Genomic DNA, 18,851 nt, shown 5'->3' on the forward strand with positions numbered 1-18,851 from the left:
TCGTTCCCTCCTTACCTTGCGACATATCGATCAAGGCGTTTTTCAATTTGATGCTGAACGAGCGATAGAATGAAGCAGAATACCCAATAGATGAGGGCTGCTTCCATATAAATAAACAAGATCTGATCCAAGTTCGCCGCAGCAATCTCCTGTGATTTACGGAACATCTCTGCCACGAGAATTTGGGAGGCAAGGGATGTATCCTTCACCAAACTAATAAATGAATTAGAGAGCGGTGGAATCGATACACGCACAGCCTGCGGTAAAATCACGCGGACGAGCGTTTTGCGATGTGTCATCCCAATGGAATAACCTGCTTCCCATTGCCCTTTTGGAACAGACAGGACGGATGCACGGATAATTTCCGACGCATACGCACCTACGTTTAATGAAAAAGCAATAATGGCACTTGGATATGGATCCAGTGTGATATTAAATGTCGGAAAGAAATAGAAAATAATAAACAATTGCACAAAAAGCGGCGTTCCGCGAACGGCCGACACATAGATGGAGAAAATCCATCTGAGGGCTTTCATTTTAGACATTCTAGCAAGAGCTGTCACAAGCGCGATAAAAATACCAATAATAAAGGCAACGATGGCGAGGGGAATTGTATAATAAATCCCCTGCATCACCATTGGCCAAAAAGATTGCTGAAGAAGATCCCAAGGAATGACGACTCCTAGGATGTTATTTTGTAACATCTTCACCAAACCATTTCTTAGAAATCTTAGCGAGTGTACCGTCTTTTTTCATTTCTTTTAATGCGCCATTCACTTTGTCAACGACTTCGCCGCTGCCTTTTCTGAATGCGAAATACGTTTCTTGAGGATCTCCTGTTTCAAATGCAACTTTTAGGTTTTTGTTACCGCTTGTTTTCAAGTAATTCAATACAGCCAATTTGTCATTGAACGTCAGATCAGCACGTCCTTGCTGAATCAATTGAATGGATTGTGCAAGACCTTCAACGCCTTCAATCTTAGCGCCAGCATCTGTTGCTAGTTTATTGTAGTTACTTGTTAATGATTGTGCTGCTTTTTTGCCTTTCACATCAGATAGTTTCTTGATGTCGTTGTTATCTGATTTTGTCACAACAATAGCTTGAGACGTTGTGTATTTATCAGAGAAATCGTATTGATTTTCACGTCCAGTTTTCCCAACTTGGTTCGCTACCACGTCAAAACGTTTTGCATTCAGTCCAGCAAACATACTGTCCCATTGTGTTTCTTTGAATTCAGGTTTTAAGTCAAGACGTTTTGCTACTTCTGTGATGACTTCTACATCATAGCCAGTTAATTTATCTGTCTTTTTGTCATGGAAGGTGAAAGGAGCATAAGTACCCTCTGTTCCGATGGTTAATACACCTTTATCCTGAATGGATTTCCAAAGGTCTCCTGATTCCTTAGACCCAGATTGTTTATTCGCGTTGTCGCTTGCACCAGATCCACATGCCGTGATCAATGCAACACAAACGCCTAAAATAATGGCAAAGAACATTTTTTTCATTTTATTCCCCACTTTTCTTGTTGGTATTTACAACATATGATCTTACAGAGAAGCAACCTAAAAGTAAAGCATTTGAAACTAGCTTGAGCGAATCTCACCAACTTTATGCCCTCAAACGGTCGAACGGACAAACGATAGAACTATACCCAAGTTAAAAGGTGAATAAAACCATACACAAGTTCAAGATGATTAAGATGATTTGATTGGTGGAACGTTAGATAAACGATTCGGGTAAAATATGCTATGATCATCCCAACGAAATTTTCCAATCGATTCAATTGACTTCTAAGAAACAAAAGGGAAGTGTGAACATTTGCATACATCGAAACAAAAACCTGTCATGATCTTAATACACGAAATATACGGAATAAATGATCATATGAAGAGTATGATCCATTATTTCGACAAAGCTGGATTTGAGGTTAATTGTCCTCATTTATTGGGACCGGCGAAGCACTTCCCTTATGTCAGTGAAAATGAGGCTTACGACTACTTTATGAATAAAGTTGGTTTTGATAAGCCGGTAAAGAGTGTACTGAATCTGGCAAAAGAGTTAAAGACGAAGAATGCCGCGATAGATATATTTCTGCTAGGTTTTAGTGTGGGGGCAACAATTGCCTGGCGATGCAGCCAAAATGATCAGCTGTTTAGAGGAGTTATTGGATTTTATGGTTCAAGGATCAGAGATGACGTCGATCTTGCGCCCGCCTGCAAAACGCTGTTATTTTTCCCGGAGATCGAAGCATCCTTTCATCCCAGGGAGATTGCGAGTGTTTTGGAGAAAAAGAAAAGCTTTGCGTGACAATAGTAGAGGGAGAGCATGGATTCGCCAATCCTTATTCTGCGGCTTTTCACGCTGAATCTAAAAATCGCTGCTTTCAGGAAATAGATGAATTTATCAAAGTGTGTTTGCTAAAAGCAGAATGACTTGTGACAAAAGTGATCATAAGAACTGTCTAAAATGAGACTCGAAAAGAATGAAACGAAACCAGTGTGCAACGATAAAGTTTCATGCTGGTTTTTTTGTGCAATATTTTAGATATATGACATCCTATCCACCACATAGTTGTGCGAACATTACTAAAATAAAGACTTTGAGACAGTGACCATAGAAGGAAGCATATTTATTATAAAAGATGTATAATTAGTAGGTTGTTTTGAAAATGGAATGAATCACATGGAGACATGTTTTGATAACAGAGCATCTTAGAAGAAGGAGGGCATCATTGTGGATGTTGGACAAAATCAGCCTGAACAATTGAAAAGGGCGATGACCTCCCGCCATTTATTTATGATTTCACTTGGCGGTGTCATAGGGACAGGCTTTTTCTTAGGAACGGGCTATACGATTGGACAAGCAGGACCGGTCGGAGCCGTTCTTTCATATATTGTGGGCGGATTGATCATGTATTTAACCATGCTGTGTCTTGGGGAGCTGTCTGTTGCACTTCCTGTGTCGGGGTCGTTTCATACGTATGCGACGAAATTTGTCAGCCCGGCAGCGGGTTTTGCTGTCGGCTGGATTTATTGGCTCGGCTGGGCAGCAACGGTTGCCCTTGAGTTCTTATCAGCAGGGCAGCTGATGAGGCGCTGGCTCCCGCAAGTGGATGTGTGGATTTGGTGTCTCGTATTCGGACTCTGTCTTTTCTTATTAAATGCCCGGTCAGCGAAAGCGTTCGGGGAGTCGGAATTTTTCTTTTCTACCATTAAGATTATTGCAATTTTACTCTTTATTGGCGTAGGCGGAGCGGCGATGTTTGGGTTTATTGATACAACGAGCGGTGAACCCGCCCCTTACTTCAGCCATTTTGTGAATGACGGGCTGTTTCCAAATGGCCTGCTTGCTGTTGTGGTTACGATGATCACAGTGAATTTTTCATTTCAAGGAACAGAGCTGATCGGGATTGCGGCAGGAGAAAGTGAAAACCCTGAGAAAACCGTTCCCCGTTCGATCCATCAGACCGTATGGCGTACACTTGTCTTTTTCGTCTTATCTATTTTTGTCTTAGCGGGTATGGTGCCTTGGAAGGAAGCTAGTGTGCTGCAAAGCCCATTTGTTACTGTGTTTGAGAGAACGGGCATTCCTTTTGCGGCAGACATCATGAACTTTGTCATTATCATTGCTTTATTATCTGTTGCGAACTCTGGCTTGTATGCATCAACAAGAATGCTGTATTCCTTATCGAAGGAAGGAATGGCAGGAAAAGCATTTAGACGCGTCAATCAGCGCGGTATTCCGATGAATGCCTTACTGCTCACCTTCCTGTTTACAGGGATTTCGCTGTTATCCGGCTTCTTTGCAGAGAAAACGGTATTTGCCTGGATCGTGTCCATTGCCGGCATGAGTGCCCAGACAGGCTGGATCACGATTACATTATCACAGCTGCTTTTCCGTAGAAAATACTTGAAAGCAGGCGGAAAGCTGGAAAACTTAAAATTTAAAACGCCTCTTTATCCTGTGCTGCCGATCATTGCAATTACACTGAATACCATCGTATTGGTCAGTCTTGCCTTTGATCAAGAGCAGCGCATCGGGCTATATGTCGGCGTACCGCTTATGATCATTGGATATGTTGTCTATCACCGCTATGTGAAAAAGCATCAGGCACAAAGTGAGCCGCTGAAGCTGCAAATCAATGGAGATGACGAGATCCGGTTTTAAACCATCAAAAAGAAGCCAACCCAATCGGGAGGCTTCTTTTTTTGATTCAATGAACGCCTTTCATCGCTTTCTTAATCACTGGTGTAAGTAATAGCATCACAACGCATAAAACGATGGCAAGGAATCCGATGATACCGAAATAGACGGTTTCCGGCACTTTATCAAACAGTTTGACTACTTGCGCATTGATCGCCTGTGCCATCGCATTTGAAAGGAACCAAAGGCTCATCGTTTGCGCTGAGAAGGCAGCAGGGGCCAGCTTTGTTGTCGCTGACAGTCCAACTGGTGATAAGCAGAGCTCCCCGATCACGACGAGGAAGAAGCTCAAAACGAGCCATAATGGGCTCACAAGTGTGTTCGGACCAGACATGTATGCAGGAATGATCATGATGATGAAGGATAATCCTGCAAACAAAAGACCGAGTGAGAACTTAATCGGGGTAGACGGCTGTTTCTTCCCAAGTCTGACCCATAACCAAGCAAACACTGGAGACAGCAGCACAATAAAGATTGGGTTCAATGATTGGAACCATGAAGACGCTAGTGTCATCCCAAGGAAATTCAAGTTTGTTCGTTGATCTGCATATGTCGCTAAAATGTTTGAGCCCTGTTCTTGAATCGCCCAGAACATCACGGCAGCAAGGAACAATGGAATATAAGCGAGAACCCTGGATTGTTCCACTGCGCTCGTCTTTTTACTGAAATACATGATAATGAAATAAACAATTGGAATGAGTACACCAAGGGCACTGACAAACCAAGTGAATAGATTAATTGTGAGTGCGCCTGTTTGAATGCCAATGACAGCAAAAATCGCAAGCAAAATCACAACCAATGAACCGTAAATTTTGAAGTTCTTACGTTCGGCAGCTGATAATGGATTGGTCACATACGTGCCGGCAAGACCAAGGTTCGGTTTTTTTGTGACCACAAATGTAATGAGTCCAACAAGCATCCCAACGGCAGCAAGTGAGAACCCGAGGTGGAAATTCACTTTTTGACCGAGTGTTCCGACAATTAATGGAGAGATAAAGCCACCCATATTGATCCCCATGTAGAAAATACTAAATCCAGAGTCCCTGCGCGGGTCTGTTTTTGTATACAGGTCGCCAACAATGTTTGAAACGTTTGGCTTGAGAAGACCTGTCCCGATAATAATCAGTCCCATACTAATAAAGAGCGCTGTTGCTCCGCTTGGCAAAGCCAAAATCACGTGGCCAAGCATAATGAAAACTCCGCCATAAAAGACCGTACTGGATGATCCAAATACCCGGTCGGCGAGCCATCCGCCAATCACTCCTGACATATAGACAAGCGCACCGTAGACAGACATGATCGAATTGGCTGTCGTCTGATCAAAGCCTAGACCGCCTTTTGTCACCTCTGTGTACATATAATAAATAAGCAGTGCACGCATGCCATAATAGGAGAAACGCTCCCAAAATTCAGTGAAAAACAGTGTGTAAAGTCCTTTAGGATGTCCAAAAAACCCTTTTTGAGGAACACTTTTAACAATTTTATCGTGGTCAATTGTAGACATGGCATAGATCCTTTCTTAAAAAAAGAGATATGAGAAAAATGATATTCTTGTATAGTTCTTGTGTCAATATAAAACTATTCTAAAACAGGAAAATGTTAGTTCAATAGGCGTAAAGACTCAAAAAAATGAAAAATTCATTGAAGTGAAAATTATCGGAAAGTTATTTCGAAAGAATTTATTTAAAATTTGAAGTAATGTACAAGCAAACCTTTGACACATGCATAGGATGACGAGAGAACATGTGTGAAAAGGAGTGATTTAGGTTGGGGGAATTGAATGAAGCTGATCTAAAAAAACCTGTTGTCAATGTACTAGATTTTGGCGTAATTGCTGACGGGAAAACGGATTGCACAGCTAAGCTCAATGAATGTTTAGAGTGGACAAAAGCACAGGGGTATTCCCATGTCTGGCTGCCGAGCGGCACGTATTTAATCGATGCGGTGTACAGAGGTGATTTATTTTTTCCTTTTCGAGGTGCGGGTATACGGGTGCCAAGTCATATATGCATTGAGATGGCGTCAGACGCTGTGATAAAGGTAAAACCAAATGATTCATGGGGGTATGCAGCCTTTTATATAGGAAAGGTTCAGCATGTGACCATCCGAGGCGGGCGTATTGAAGGGGATCGTCATGAGCATGTATACAAGCCGCTCCCCGCTGAACGAAGAACCCATGAATGGGGCTTTGGGATATGTATTGAAGGTGCCTCACATGTGGAGGTGAATCATGTCCAAATAAAAAATTGTACGGGAGACGGCATCATTGTCAGTCCCCATGGTTTATTGACAGAGGGTGAACCTTATTCTCCTGCTGCATCTATTGATATTTCTGGCTGCACCATCACAGATTCGAGACGAAACAATATTTCGATTACAGGCTGTGATGGGGTTATTGTGGAGGATTGTCTCTTGGAAAGAGCAGGAGTAAATGGGGTCGAGCCCAGAATGGGCATTGATATTGAAGGCTATGGAGAAAATGCCGTTAATATGGAGGAGCCTTTGAATATTCAGATTCGCAACAACATCGTCAGAGGAGGTGCTGCAAGCTCCATCTATAACTTTAACGGCTATGGTGTGATCATTGAAGGCAATCATACAGATAGCAGTATCTCCTATGGCTTCTCCACCGAAACGATCATTGCCAACAATTTGATTCGTGCAGTAGGAGGAGGTGTGACAAAAGCAGGGATTACGAGCTTAGGCGTCTCACTTGGCCAAACGGAAAACAATGTAATGATTATTGGCAATATGATTGAGGGGTTTGAAAAAGGAATTGATGTGAGAGGAGACAGCGTTCACATTACAGGCAATAAGATTAGTCTTTTTGAAGATGCGGCTGTGTCCGTTTATATGGCGAATCGTATTCTAATAGAAGGAAACCATATTGAATCAGGAACGAATACCGGAAAAAGAAGCGCCTCGCTGCGTATCTATCAATCGGATAGTGTCGTCTTTTCAAACAATACGGTCTACTCTGTTATCGATGCGGCCGTGGTGAGAGGAACGAATATTCTCATCCAGCACAATCAATTCAAAGAATTCAGCAGAGGAATCTGGGTGCAGGAAGGGGAAGCTGGGCTCAACGGCAACCACTTTATTCAAGAAGGACACCCGGAGCTAGATTCTTCGTATACGATCAGTGTCACTGGAAATGCAAAGGCTTTCATCTGGCAGAATCGCTTTAAGCACTATCAAAACTACGCTGTATACAGCAGCACGACGGGGGCATTGGAAATTAAAGATAATTCCTTTGAAGAAACATCCTTATATGTGGTGATGTATATTAAAAATGGTTCACCACAAATTGGAGATAACCGTTTCTATTTAAATCGATCGATTGGACAGCCGACGGCGATCTTTATTGACCAGGCCGCCTCAGCCCGTGTGCTGCGCAATAACATCATCAATATTTCTCCTCAAAAAGCAATTGCCGTCCGTACCGCCAATTCCACTCATTCTGTCATCGCTCACAACATGCTGGAGCGTAGTCAATTGGTGACACATACCACAGACAGGCTCATCGGAAATATTGAGATTGATACACCGTCATGAGTGTTTGAAATCCCTTATTTTGGAGGTTCAGAAGGCGGTTGACAATCCTGTAAAAAGGGCATATAGTAATAATTATTTTTCATTTTTCGCAACATTTGCCCTTTTTTTATTAATAAAACCCATTAATTCAATCAGAAAAATGTATCTAAGGACTTCGGTTTGATACATTTAGGATATAGAAAGGATGAAGAACAAGTGTCACAGCCGAAAAGGAAGCTCAAGCTAGGCGTATTCATCGCAGGAACTGGACATCACGTTGCCTCTTGGAGACATCCGAATGCAGTACCAGACGCAGCCATGAATCTAGATTATTTTAAACAATTAGCGAAAAAGGCAGAGGAAGGAAAGCTGGATTTGCTCTTTTTAGCCGACAGTTTATCCATTAATCAAACCTCTCATCCGAACGTATTAACAAGATTTGAACCGCTCACGCTACTTTCATCTATTGCTGAGTCTACTTCAACCATTGGTTTAGCAGCAACAGCTTCCACTACATACAGTGAGCCTTTCCATATTGCAAGGCAGTTTGCCTCCCTTGATCATTTATCAGGCGGAAGAGCGGCATGGAATGTGGTCACATCTTCTATTGAAGAAACAGCGAAAAATTTTAGCGGAGAAGAGCATTTAGCACACCATAAACGATATGAGCGGGCAGAAGAGTTCGTCGAGGTCGTCAAAGGTCTCTGGGATTCTTGGGAGGAAGACGCCCTTGTCAGAAACAAGGAAACGGGAGAATTCTTCGAATCTAGTAAGCTTCATGAGCTCCAGCACAAAGGTGAGTTCTTCTCAGTAAGAGGTCCTCTCAACGTATCACGTACGCCGCAAGGGCAGCCCGTGATCATTCAAGCAGGATCTTCTGAAGATGGCCAAAAGCTTGCAGCAAAAACAGCAGAGCTCATTTTCACTGCACAAAACGATCTCGACAAAGCGAAGGAATTTTATCAAAGCTTGAAGGGGAAAGTAGAGGCTGCTGGCCGTGCTAGAGAGGACGTCAGCATCATGCCGGGTATCTTTCCGATCATTGCTGATACAGAGGAAGAAGCCCAAGCGAAATATGAAGAATTACAGGAGCTGATTGTTCCTGAGATTGGACTGAGCATTCTGCAAAATTACTTAGGCGGAATTGATCTGTCTCAGTATCCTTTAGACGGACCGCTTCCAGAGATTGATCCAAGCACAACAAATGCGGTGAAAAGCCGTTTTGATCTCGTGATGAATATGGCGAGAAAGGATAACCTGACCATTCGCCAGCTTTATCAATCGGTTGCCGGCTCACGCGGTCATAATATTTTCATTGGAACGCCGCAGCAGCTGGCAGATGTGATGGAAACATGGCTTCGTGAAGAAGCAGCAGACGGCTTTAATGTCATGCCGCCGCTCTTGCCAGAAGGGCTGGATGTGTTCGTAGACCGCGTCGTCCCAATCCTTCAGGAGCGAGGCTTATTCAAAACTGATTACACAGGACAAACCTTACGAGAAAATCTTGGATTAACAGAGCCAAAAAATCGCTACACGACATAAGGGTGAGGTGACTAACGTTGGGATACACGTTTCGTCTGGCAACAGAGGCAGATATAGAGGCGCTGCTTGAACTGACAACAAGAGCATACGAGCCAATTCGTGAGCTAGGCATCCAGTTCCAAGCAGCACATGCCGATTTCGCTCTCGTTCAGAAAAATGTACAAAAGAATCTTTGCTATGTGATGGAAGAAAACGGAGAGCTTCTATCCACCTTATCACTCCGTATGCCTTGGGGAGAGCAGCCAGGACCGTTCGGCGTCCCTCATATCTGGTGGTTTGCCTCAGAACCAGCCGCCAAAAAAGGCACAGGCTCAGCCTTGCTGGAATGGGTGGAAACCGAAGTGCTAAGGGATACACTGAAGGTGCCGTACGTGTCGCTCGGTACAGCTGATAAGCATCCATGGCTGATAGAGATGTATGAGCGTAAAGGCTATGTCAGAGCAGGAGAAAAAGATTTAGGCAAAGGTCATATCACGGTTTATTTCAAAAAACAATTAAGATCAGATATCACACAACCATAAGAGGAAGAAGGGTATACAAACATGAAAAACAAAAAGTGGCTAGTCGTTCTATTTGCAGCAATGCTGGCAGTTTTAGCAGCTTGCGGCGGCGGCAATCAGAGTGAAGGCAAAGACGAAAAAGTGTTAAAAGTAGGCGCTACAGGACAAAGCTATCCGTTTGCTTATAAAGACAATGGCAAGCTTGTCGGATTCGATGTTGAAGTAACAGAAGCCATTGCGAAAAAGCTTGGCTACAAACTAGACTGGCAGCTGAGTGAATTCAGCGGACTGATGGGACAGCTGACGTCTGGTAAGCTCGATACAGTGTCAAACCAAGTTGCCATCACAGACGAGCGTAAACAAACATTTAACTTTACAGATACGTACGCTTACGCAGGAACACAAATCATCGTGAAAAAAGACAACAACGACATCAAAGGTCTTGACGATTTAAAAGGAAAAACAGTGGCGGCGGTTCTTGGCTCTAACCATGCTAAAAACTTAGAGAGCAAAGACCCGGACAAGAAAATTAAGATTAAAACATATGAAACGCAAGACGGCGTATTAAATGAAGTGGCAAATGGCCGCGTAGATGCTTATGTCAACGGACGCAGTGTATTACTTGCTCAAATTGAAAAAACAGGTCTGCCGCTGAAAATCGTAGGCAACCCAATTGTATATGAAGAAGTAGGCTACCCATTTGCGAAAGATAAAAAGCATGACAAACTAAGAGAAGAATTTAACAAAGCCATCAAAGAATTAAGAGAAGACGGGACACTTAAGAAATTGTCTGAGAAATATTTCAAAGACGATGTCACAGTGCCAATTAAAAAATAACGACAGCGGCGGTGAAGAGCAGACATGAACAAAATTGATTGGCAGTATATGGTGACGGTGTTTCCGACATTGCTTCAATACTTGCCGATAACGATCTTCATGGCGATTGTCTCCATGGTATTTGCCATTATCATTGGTGTGGTATTCGCTCTCATTACGAAAAACCGGATACCTGTTTTATACCAATTTGCCAAGCTGTATATTTCTTTCTTCAGAGCGGTTCCAACCTTGGTTCAGCTCTTTCTCATTTATTTTGGTCTCCCGCAGCTATTCCCTGCGATGACCTCAATGGATGCTTTAACAGCGGTCATTATCGGATTAAGTATTAAAAACTCAGCATACTTAGCAGAAATTTTCAGAGCGGCTCTGAACTCAGTGGATGAAGGGCAGCTTGAGGCATGCTTATCTGTCGGTATGACAAGATGGCAGTCTTACATTAGAATTATTTTCCCGCAGGCGATCAGAAATGCAATTCCAGCGACGGGGAATACCTTTATCGGTCTTTTAAAAGAAACATCTCTTGCCTTTACGATTGGTGTGGCAGAAATGTTTGCACAAGGGAAGATGATTGCATCGGCGAACTATAAATACTTTGAAACCTATTTAGCCGTAGGGATCGTGTATTGGGTGATGACGATCATTTATAGCTTCCTGCAGGACCTGTTTGAACGAAAAATCAGCAAACCTTACCGGAATTAAGGAGGTGTGGACATGATCAAGCTCACCAATTTGAAGAAATCATTCGGCGACCTTGTCGTCTTAGACGGAATCAATCTCGACGTGAAAAAAGGGCAGGTTGTGGCCATTATCGGACCTTCTGGCTCCGGTAAATCCACCTTGCTGCGCTGTTTAAATTTATTAGAAACGCCTGATGAAGGCACGATTGAAATTGGCGATGCGAGGCTCGATGCGTCCAAATATTCACGTAAAGAAGCCTATCACCTGCGTCAACAAACGGCCATGGTGTTTCAAAACTATAATTTATTTAAAAACAAGACAGCACTGCAAAACATAACAGAATCATTGCTTGTGACGAAAAAAATGACGAAGCAGCAGGCGAATGAAATCGGTATGAAACTGCTGAAGCAGGTAGGGTTAGAACAAAAGGCTGACAGCTATCCAGTCACGTTATCTGGCGGACAGCAGCAGCGGATTGGGATTGCCCGCGCGTTAGCAGTTGATCCACATGCGATTTTGCTGGATGAACCAACGTCAGCGCTTGATCCAGAGCTTGTTTCAGGTGTGCTTCAAGTCATTAAATCCATTGCGATCCAAGAAACAACGATGATCATCGTCACACATGAAATGGCGTTTGCAAGAGAAGTGGCAGACCATGTGATTTTCATGGCGGATGGTCATATTATCGAGCAGGGGACGCCAACTGAGCTATTTGATGAAACGAAGAATGAACGGACGAAACGATTTATCCAAAAAGAAGCAGCGGCTGAAGAAGCATAAGCTGCTTTTTATTCTTTAGAGGGGTGAGTGTCTAGTGAAATCAATAGGAAATGAAGATTTAAACAAACGTTTGATTCATATTCGCCGAGCGCTTCATGAGCATCCAGAGCTGGCGTTTGAAGAATATGAAACGACAAAGAAACTGCGCCGCTGGTTAGAAGAGGAAGGGATTACTGTGCTTGATATCCCGGCACTTCAAACAGGTGCTGTCTGTGAAATCAAGGGAGAACAAGAGGGACCGACGATTGCTCTGAGAGCCGATATTGATGCACTTCCGATTGAAGAAGCATCTGGCGAACCATTTTCTTCAAAGGTACCGGGTAAAATGCATGCATGCGGTCATGATTTCCATACAGCTTCTATTTTTGGTGCGGCTCTTTTATTAAAAGAGCGGAAACACGAGATCAAAGGAACGGTCCGTATTTTGTTCCAGCCGGCTGAGGAAGTTGCTCAAGGGGCGAAACACGTCATAGAGGCAGGCGTTTTAGATGGAGTCGATGCAATTTTCGGTATGCACAACAAACCTGACCTGCCAGTTGGCACGATTGGCGTTAGAGAAAAAGCATTGATGGCGAGTGTGGACCGGTTTGAAATCGATATTAAAGGAACGGGTGGCCACGCCGGTATTCCAAATCACACGGTAGACCCCATTGCCATCAGCGGGCAGATCACAAGCGCCCTTCAGCAAATCGTCAGCCGCCGCATCAGCTCCTTGCATCATGCGGTTGTCAGTATCACACGCATCCAAGGCGGTACATCATGGAATGTCATACCCGACCGTGTTGAGATGGAAGGAACCGTTCGGACGTTTGAGCCTGAAGTAAGAGCGATGATTCCGGAGCTTATGAAACAAATCGTCAGCGGAATTGCAGAAGGATTTGGAGCAGAGGCTGAAGTAAGATTGCATCCTTATTTGCCTTCTGTCATGAATGATGAGCGTCTGACAAAGGTGGTTGAAGAAACGGCTGGCTCGCTTGACTTACATGTTGTGCAGGCAGAGCAGTCACCGGGCGGAGAAGATTTTGCCCTTTATCAAGAACGCATTCCAGGATTTTTTGTATGGATGGGGACTAGTGGTACGAGGGAGTGGCATCACCCTGCGTTTACATTAAATGAAGACGCACTTCCAGTTTCCGCTGCCTTCTTTGCTGAGCTTGCCGTTCGGGCATTGGAGTCTCGATCATGGAATTAACAAAACAACTGGCAGAAGCAGTGCTTTCTGCTGATCCGCTTCAAGATGAACGGGCCATTCAAATGGCGAGAAATGCACTGTTAGACGCTGCGGCATCAGCGCTTGCTGCGAAAGGGGATGAAGGGATTCAGAAGCTGATTCAGGTTGTTGAACAGGAAGGCGGAACCGCTCAGATTCCTGTCATTGGACAAGGAAAGAAGGTGAGCCGCCAATCCGCAGCGATGCTGAACGGCTACCTCATCCATGCCCTTGATTATGATGATGTGCACTCAGATGTGAGAGGACATCCAAGTGCGGTCATCATTCCGGCGCTGCTATCACAGCTGACAGACGGCAAAGGGTATGGCGAGCGGTTTTTAGCTGCCTATATCACTGGTGTTGAAGTGATGGCAAGACTTGGCGAATCCATCGGCAAGGCGCATTATGAGCGGGGCTGGCATAATACAGGAACACTCGGAGCCATTGCGGCAGTGTGTGCGATTGGCTATTTGAAGCAGGTCACACGAGAAGAACTGATGAAAGCAATCGGCTTTGCCGGAGCGCAATCAGCCGGAATGCGGAAGCAATTTGGCTCTGATATGAAACCATTACAAGCCGGCTTAGCTGCTAAAACAGCCGTTTGGTCTATGGACTTAGCTTGTTCAGGTTTTGGCGGGAATGACTCGGTTCTTGATGGCGCACTTGGTTTTTTTTCACTCTATGGAGACCTGGAACTTGCGGAAAGCCGTTTACTAGAGGGCTATGGTTCTACATGGCGTATCGTTTCACCGGGGCTGTGGTTCAAAGTATATCCATTCTGCTCAGCAGCCCACCATGCAGCAGATGCGATCCAATCTTTAACGAAAGAGCGGGCTTTCTTGCCGGAGCAGGTGAAACAGATCGATGTCATATTCCCGCCAGGCGGAGATGCAGCGCTTATTGAGCAGACACCTTTGACTGGAGAAGAAGGACGTTTCAGTGTCGAATACGTCATCGCACTGGCAGTGTTTGGACAGACGCTTACGCTGGATGCCTTTACGAAAAAAACCATTCCATCAGACATGCGGACATGGATGAAGCGGGTAAGCAGAGGATATGATCAAATGATTGTACCTCATTCCGATGCTGTTCCAAAAGGCCGCTTTACGATTGTGAAGCTCACCTTATCTGACGGCACCACCATCAGCAAACGTGTTGATATTCCGCAGGGAGCACCCGGACACGCGCTATCGACAGATGATATCATGAAAAAATTAAACAGTGTGACAGACGATTCTCATGCCCAGCTTATGCGGCAGGCAGTAGAAGAGGGGAACGATTCTTCCTTTTTGAAGCTTTTGGTATGATCACGAATGAGGCTCATCCATCGGGATGAGCCTCAGCGTGTAGACAAACCCTCGCATTCGTTGTCAGTCCTGCGTGCCGGTGCTCACGAATGTTTCATTCGCTCCGCTCCGGTACTCGTCCTTCCTAGACTGCAAAGGTTTTCTATCACACTGAAAAGAAGACAGAGCTAAAATAGAGATCATTTTAGCTCTTTGTCAATCATCTGAGGCTCATCCATTGAGATGAGCCTTTCTTTATGGAGTCACAAAATCACAACTTATTCATTCTTGGTAAACGTCAATCCAATATGAGCAAGTGCCTGTGGTAAGTCTTTCCGGATGGTGATGTCTTTAAACGATATATTGGATTGAATCGCACTTAAAGCAAGGTCTTGCTTAATGCCCGTTAAAACTGCCGAAATTCCTAAAAGTCTCAGTGTTTGTGCATAGCTGACCAAATATTGAATGCTTTGTTCATTCAGGCTTTTAGTTCCCGATACATCAATGACCAAATGAGAGAGCGACAGCCTGTAGCTTTCCTGTAAAATGGTTTCCAAAATATGCTGAGCACGTGTCTCTTCGATATCACCAAGCAGAGGAAGCACGGCGACACCATCAACAACAGGTACGATCGGTACAGACAATTGCTTAATCTGCCGGTTAGCACGGTCTAGTTCGAGAACGTAGCTTAATAAAGAAGCCATCGTTTCAAACATATATACATGCTCTTCTGTGAACTGCTTCGGCCTCAAATCAAGTCCGCAAATCGTCCCGTAGTTCGTCCCATCTGTGAAATCAATGGGAACCCCAATAAACGAGCCGCTTTGAAGGTGTTTCGTGACCTCTAAGTATTTAGAACGGTCATCCCTCGAAATGTCAGGGATCACAAGTGTATCCTGATGATCGACCGCCAGCTTGCAAAATGTTTTTTCGTAAGGAAGTTCTTCTCCTTCTTCAAGAAGCTGCTCGTCATGATTTAGCACCTTTACAATCTGATTGGTGTTTTGATCATTTTTAGCAATAAACAGTGTATTCACATCAATGAATTGACTCATCATGTTTAAAATACTAGTAGAAGCATCATGAAAATTGCGAAACTGTTTTAATAGTTGTTGACGAGGCATTGTTTTAGGACTCCTTGTAGCTCCGAACATAGGCCGGAACGTGTAGTTGATGTGTCTCTATCATACAAAATCAAACAAGAAATAGATACACTTTAATGCGCAAAAACACTCTGATCGTCGAGATGAAAAAGACTGCCGATCCAAAGATCTGGCAGTCTGCTGATTAAAGAGAGACAGGGACAGTAGACATGGAGAAAAATTCCTCATACAAGGCTTGGACAGCTTCTTTTTCTTGCGCCGCTTTGACGCCAAACATCATGCTGACCTCTGAAGAGCCTTGATTGATCATTTCAATATTGACCTTCGCTTTTGACAGCGCCTTTGCCGCTCTTGCTGTTGTGCCAACATTATGACGCATCGCTTCTCCTACAACCATAATCAGCGAGAGATTTCGCTCTAAAACGACCTCATCTGCATCAAGCACGAGCTTCAAGCGGTCTAGCAGCTCCTCTTCAATATGCTGCTCCTCCAGCTGATCCTGCCGTAAAATAATGGTCATATCATCAATGCCAGAAGGAACATGCTCATACGTAAGCCCATACTCTTCTAGTGTTTGCAGCACCTTACGTCCAAAACCGACTTCTCTGTTCATCAAATATTTGCTAATGTAAATGCTGCAAAATCCATTGTCTGAGGCAATTCCAACAACAGGTCCATTTGTATGATCCCGCTGATTCACGATTTTTGTCCCTTTTGCTGAAGGGTTATTGGTGTTTTTAATCTGAACTGGAATACCTGCACGGAAGGCAGGAATAAGTGCTTCATCATGGAACACAGAAAAACCAGCATAGGACAGCTCGCGCATTTCCCGGTATGTCAGCTCTGTAATCTCTTTCGGTTCATGAACAATCGTTGGATTGACGGCATAGACAGCATCGACATCTGTAAAGTTTTCATATACATCTGCCTTCAAACCGTTCGCCAAAATGGAGCCGGTAATATCGGAGCCGCTTCGCGAAAAGGTGACGATGTCTCCCGCGAGACTAAAGCCAAAAAAGCCAGGGAATATAATAATGCCAGAGCGCTCTCTTAATTTGTACAAATGATCATAAGACTCCGGCAGAACTTGCGCTTGGCCAGGCTCATCGCTCACAAACAAACCAGCTTCCTTTGGATTCACATAATGAGCTTCAACACCCTGGTGGCGGAAATAGGCGGCAATGAGCTTAGCGTTATTGTCTTCACCGCTTGCTTTAATGGCATCAAGATAGCACTCAGGGCGGGATGAATCAGCCTGTAATAATGTGTCTAGATCTTGCCTGATGGTATCGATAATGTCTTGACCTAATCCGAGTTCATCCGCTATTGAGGCATACCTCTCGATGACTGCTTCCTTTAAATCATGTGCTTCGCCTAAACGTAAATATTGTTCGCCGCAGCTAATTAATAGATCGGTGACCTTCGTATCCGTTGAATGCCGTTTTCCTGGTGCGGAAACAACGACTGCTTTTCGAGCTGGATCTGCTGTTACAATGTCAAATACCTTTTGCAGCTGCTTGCCAGATGCAAGTGAACTGCCACCAAATTTAACGACCTTCAATGCATACATCTCCTATAGTAAAAATTTTCTCACAAATTGAATAGTTCCTATTATCAACTCTTTTCCTTAAATTATCAAGGTTTTTCTTTACTAGAAATACAAATGTGTTTTCAGAGAGGACGATATTGTATGAGTATATGAAAAAAGAGCCGGCCATATGCCGAGCTCTTTTTCTTATGAAGAAGACGAGGAGGAAGATAGTTCCTGCTTCATCACTTTATTCTCACGTTTTTTTTCCTTTAAGAAAAAGGAGAGGACGAGTCCAATGACCGCAATCAGACCAGAAATGAAGAATGACGTATTCATTCCATGAACGGCCGATTTTAATGGATTGGCCAATTCTGCATTTGCAGCAGAGGTGCTCATGATGGAAACAAGCACAGCCGTTCCAATGGAACCGCCTATTTGTCTCATCGTGTTATTCATCGCTGTCCCATGAGGGATCAAATGAGGCGGTAAAGAGTTAATACCTGCGGTTGTCAACGGCATCATGATCATCCCAACCCCAATTAAGCGAAGCGTGTAGGCGACCGTAATGAGGGCGATTGATGAATCAAGGGTGAGCAGCATAAACGGCAGGGTGGTAACGGTGAGTATCGTAAAACCGCCTAATGCCAGCCCTTTTCCGCCGACTTTATCAAAAATCCGTCCAATAATCGGTGACAGGAGTCCCATGAAGAGAGCACCTGGCAGTAAGATAAGCCCTGTATCAAGTGCAGACAGCCCTCTGACATTCTGCGTATAAAGCGGCAGAATCGTCTCTGTACCAATCAATAAAGCAAAGACAAGCATCCCAAGGAAGGTTGTTAAGCTAAAGATCGCAAATTTAAATACACCAAACTCAAGCATCGGTCTTGTTAAGTTCGACTGGCGCAGGATAAAGAAGAACAAGCTCACAGCGCCGACAATCAGCGAAATGAGAACAGTCGCACTCGTCCATCCATACGTGCCGACACTAGAAAATCCATAAAGCAGCCCGCCGAAACCGAACGATGACAAGATGACAGATAAGACATCAATACGTGTCTCTCTTTGCTGCGTCACATTTTTCATTAAGAAGAAAGCAAGAATGAGATCAATGATACCGATTGGCAGAACAATATAGAATAAGAACTTCCAGCTGAAGGAGTCAACAATCCAGCCGCCAAGTGTTGGCCCAAGTGCAGGTGCGAACGAAATGACAAGTCCGACCATGCCCATTGCCTGCCCGCGTTTTTCTTTCGGGAAAATGGTTAAAAAGATCGTTTGCATCAGCGGCATTAAAATCCCTGCACCGGCTGCCTGCACGATACGCGCAGCAAGTAACACCGGGAAATTTGTTGCAAATGAAGCAAGAATTGTACCGGCTGTAAAGATGCTAAGTGCCGTTAAAACTAAAGAACGGCTTGAAAATTTCTCAATGAGGAAAGCCGTAATGGGGATGAGAATCCCGTTTGTCAGCATAAAGGCTGTTGTAAGCCACTGTCCTTTGCTGACCTCAATATTGAAATCTTCCATGATATGCGGGATCGCTGGAATGAGAAGCGTTTGGTTTAAAATCGCGACGAATGCCCCAACGAGGAAAATCCCAACAATCACAGATCGATTATACGATGTAGTTGATTGGTTCATGTTAT

16 protein-coding genes are annotated in these 18,851 nt (G+C 44.1%); 10 read left to right on the forward strand and 6 right to left on the reverse strand.

Annotation, left to right across the window (positions count from 1 at the left end):
• Positions 1–11 precede the first annotated feature (11 nt).
• Together NSQ34_RS02040 and tcyA are read right to left on the reverse strand one after the other, a co-directional pair.
• Positions 12–704 (reverse strand): amino acid ABC transporter permease, encoded by a 693-nt coding sequence (locus tag NSQ34_RS02040; protein WP_342501079.1) that lies wholly within the window; start codon positions 702–704, stop codon positions 12–14.
• Positions 691–1,506, reverse strand: coding sequence for a cystine ABC transporter substrate-binding lipoprotein TcyA (tcyA, locus tag NSQ34_RS02045; RefSeq protein WP_024424285.1), 816 nt, complete (start codon positions 1,504–1,506; stop codon positions 691–693). The genes NSQ34_RS02040 and tcyA overlap by 14 nt, the downstream gene beginning before the upstream one ends.
• A 379-nt stretch (positions 1,507–1,885) precedes the next feature.
• On the opposite strand from tcyA, the gene NSQ34_RS02050 reads away from it, so the two are divergent.
• Entirely contained in the window at positions 1,886–2,308 is a 423-nt protein-coding gene (locus NSQ34_RS02050) for a dienelactone hydrolase family protein (protein WP_342501025.1), read from the forward strand.
• A gap of 468 nt (positions 2,309–2,776) precedes the next feature.
• Positions 2,777–4,168, forward strand: coding sequence for an amino acid permease (locus NSQ34_RS02055; protein ID WP_046314015.1), 1,392 nt, complete (start codon positions 2,777–2,779; stop codon positions 4,166–4,168).
• Positions 4,169–4,214: 46 nt separating this feature from the next.
• On the opposite strand, the gene NSQ34_RS02060 is transcribed toward NSQ34_RS02055, so the two are convergent.
• A complete protein-coding gene (locus NSQ34_RS02060; protein ID WP_098677299.1) occupies positions 4,215–5,708 on the reverse strand; it encodes a peptide MFS transporter in 1,494 nt (497 codons plus the stop codon).
• A gap of 263 nt (positions 5,709–5,971) precedes the next feature.
• Here NSQ34_RS02060 and NSQ34_RS02065 point away from each other — a divergent pair, with 263 nt between their 5' ends.
• From NSQ34_RS02065 to NSQ34_RS02100, 8 genes are all read left to right on the forward strand, one after another.
• On the forward strand, positions 5,972–7,759 hold the full coding sequence (locus NSQ34_RS02065) for a right-handed parallel beta-helix repeat-containing protein (RefSeq protein ID WP_098677298.1): 1,788 nt from the start codon (positions 5,972–5,974) through the stop codon (positions 7,757–7,759).
• Positions 7,760–7,954: 195 nt separating this feature from the next.
• Complete coding sequence (locus NSQ34_RS02070) at positions 7,955–9,280, forward strand: LLM class flavin-dependent oxidoreductase (RefSeq protein ID WP_061110642.1); 1,326 nt, start codon at positions 7,955–7,957, stop codon at positions 9,278–9,280.
• Positions 9,281–9,297: 17 nt separating this feature from the next.
• Positions 9,298–9,801, forward strand: coding sequence for a GNAT family N-acetyltransferase (locus NSQ34_RS02075; protein ID WP_024427303.1), 504 nt, complete (start codon positions 9,298–9,300; stop codon positions 9,799–9,801).
• 21 nt (positions 9,802–9,822) lie between these two features.
• Positions 9,823–10,617, forward strand: coding sequence for an amino acid ABC transporter substrate-binding protein (locus tag NSQ34_RS02080; protein ID WP_061110643.1), 795 nt, complete (start codon positions 9,823–9,825; stop codon positions 10,615–10,617).
• A 24-nt stretch (positions 10,618–10,641) separates the two neighbouring features.
• On the forward strand, positions 10,642–11,316 hold the full coding sequence (locus tag NSQ34_RS02085) for an amino acid ABC transporter permease (RefSeq protein WP_034283777.1): 675 nt from the start codon (positions 10,642–10,644) through the stop codon (positions 11,314–11,316).
• A 12-nt stretch (positions 11,317–11,328) separates the two neighbouring features.
• Complete coding sequence (locus NSQ34_RS02090) at positions 11,329–12,075, forward strand: amino acid ABC transporter ATP-binding protein (protein ID WP_061110644.1); 747 nt, start codon at positions 11,329–11,331, stop codon at positions 12,073–12,075.
• Positions 12,076–12,109: 34 nt separating this feature from the next.
• Complete coding sequence (locus tag NSQ34_RS02095; RefSeq protein ID WP_284384676.1) at positions 12,110–13,267, forward strand: amidohydrolase; 1,158 nt, start codon at positions 12,110–12,112, stop codon at positions 13,265–13,267.
• On the forward strand, positions 13,258–14,592 hold the full coding sequence (locus tag NSQ34_RS02100) for an MmgE/PrpD family protein (protein WP_176967319.1): 1,335 nt from the start codon (positions 13,258–13,260) through the stop codon (positions 14,590–14,592). Before NSQ34_RS02095 ends, NSQ34_RS02100 begins: the two co-directional genes overlap by 10 nt.
• A 257-nt stretch (positions 14,593–14,849) precedes the next feature.
• Here NSQ34_RS02100 and NSQ34_RS02105 read toward each other — a convergent pair whose 3' ends face one another.
• The 3 genes from NSQ34_RS02105 to NSQ34_RS02115 form a co-directional block, all read right to left on the reverse strand.
• Entirely contained in the window at positions 14,850–15,695 is an 846-nt protein-coding gene (locus tag NSQ34_RS02105) for a GAF domain-containing protein (protein WP_034283782.1), read from the reverse strand.
• 163 nt (positions 15,696–15,858) lie between these two features.
• Positions 15,859–17,235: an aspartate kinase gene (locus tag NSQ34_RS02110; RefSeq protein ID WP_034283784.1), complete on the reverse strand. Its 1,377-nt coding sequence runs from the start codon at positions 17,233–17,235 to the stop codon at positions 15,859–15,861.
• A 174-nt stretch (positions 17,236–17,409) separates the two neighbouring features.
• Entirely contained in the window at positions 17,410–18,846 is a 1,437-nt protein-coding gene (locus NSQ34_RS02115; RefSeq protein WP_046313897.1) for an MDR family MFS transporter, read from the reverse strand.
• Positions 18,847–18,851 lie beyond the last annotated feature (5 nt).

The organism is Bacillus sp. FSL P2-0069 (assembly GCF_038593315.1).
GTDB lineage: Bacteria > Bacillota > Bacilli > Bacillales > Bacillaceae > Bacillus > Bacillus safensis.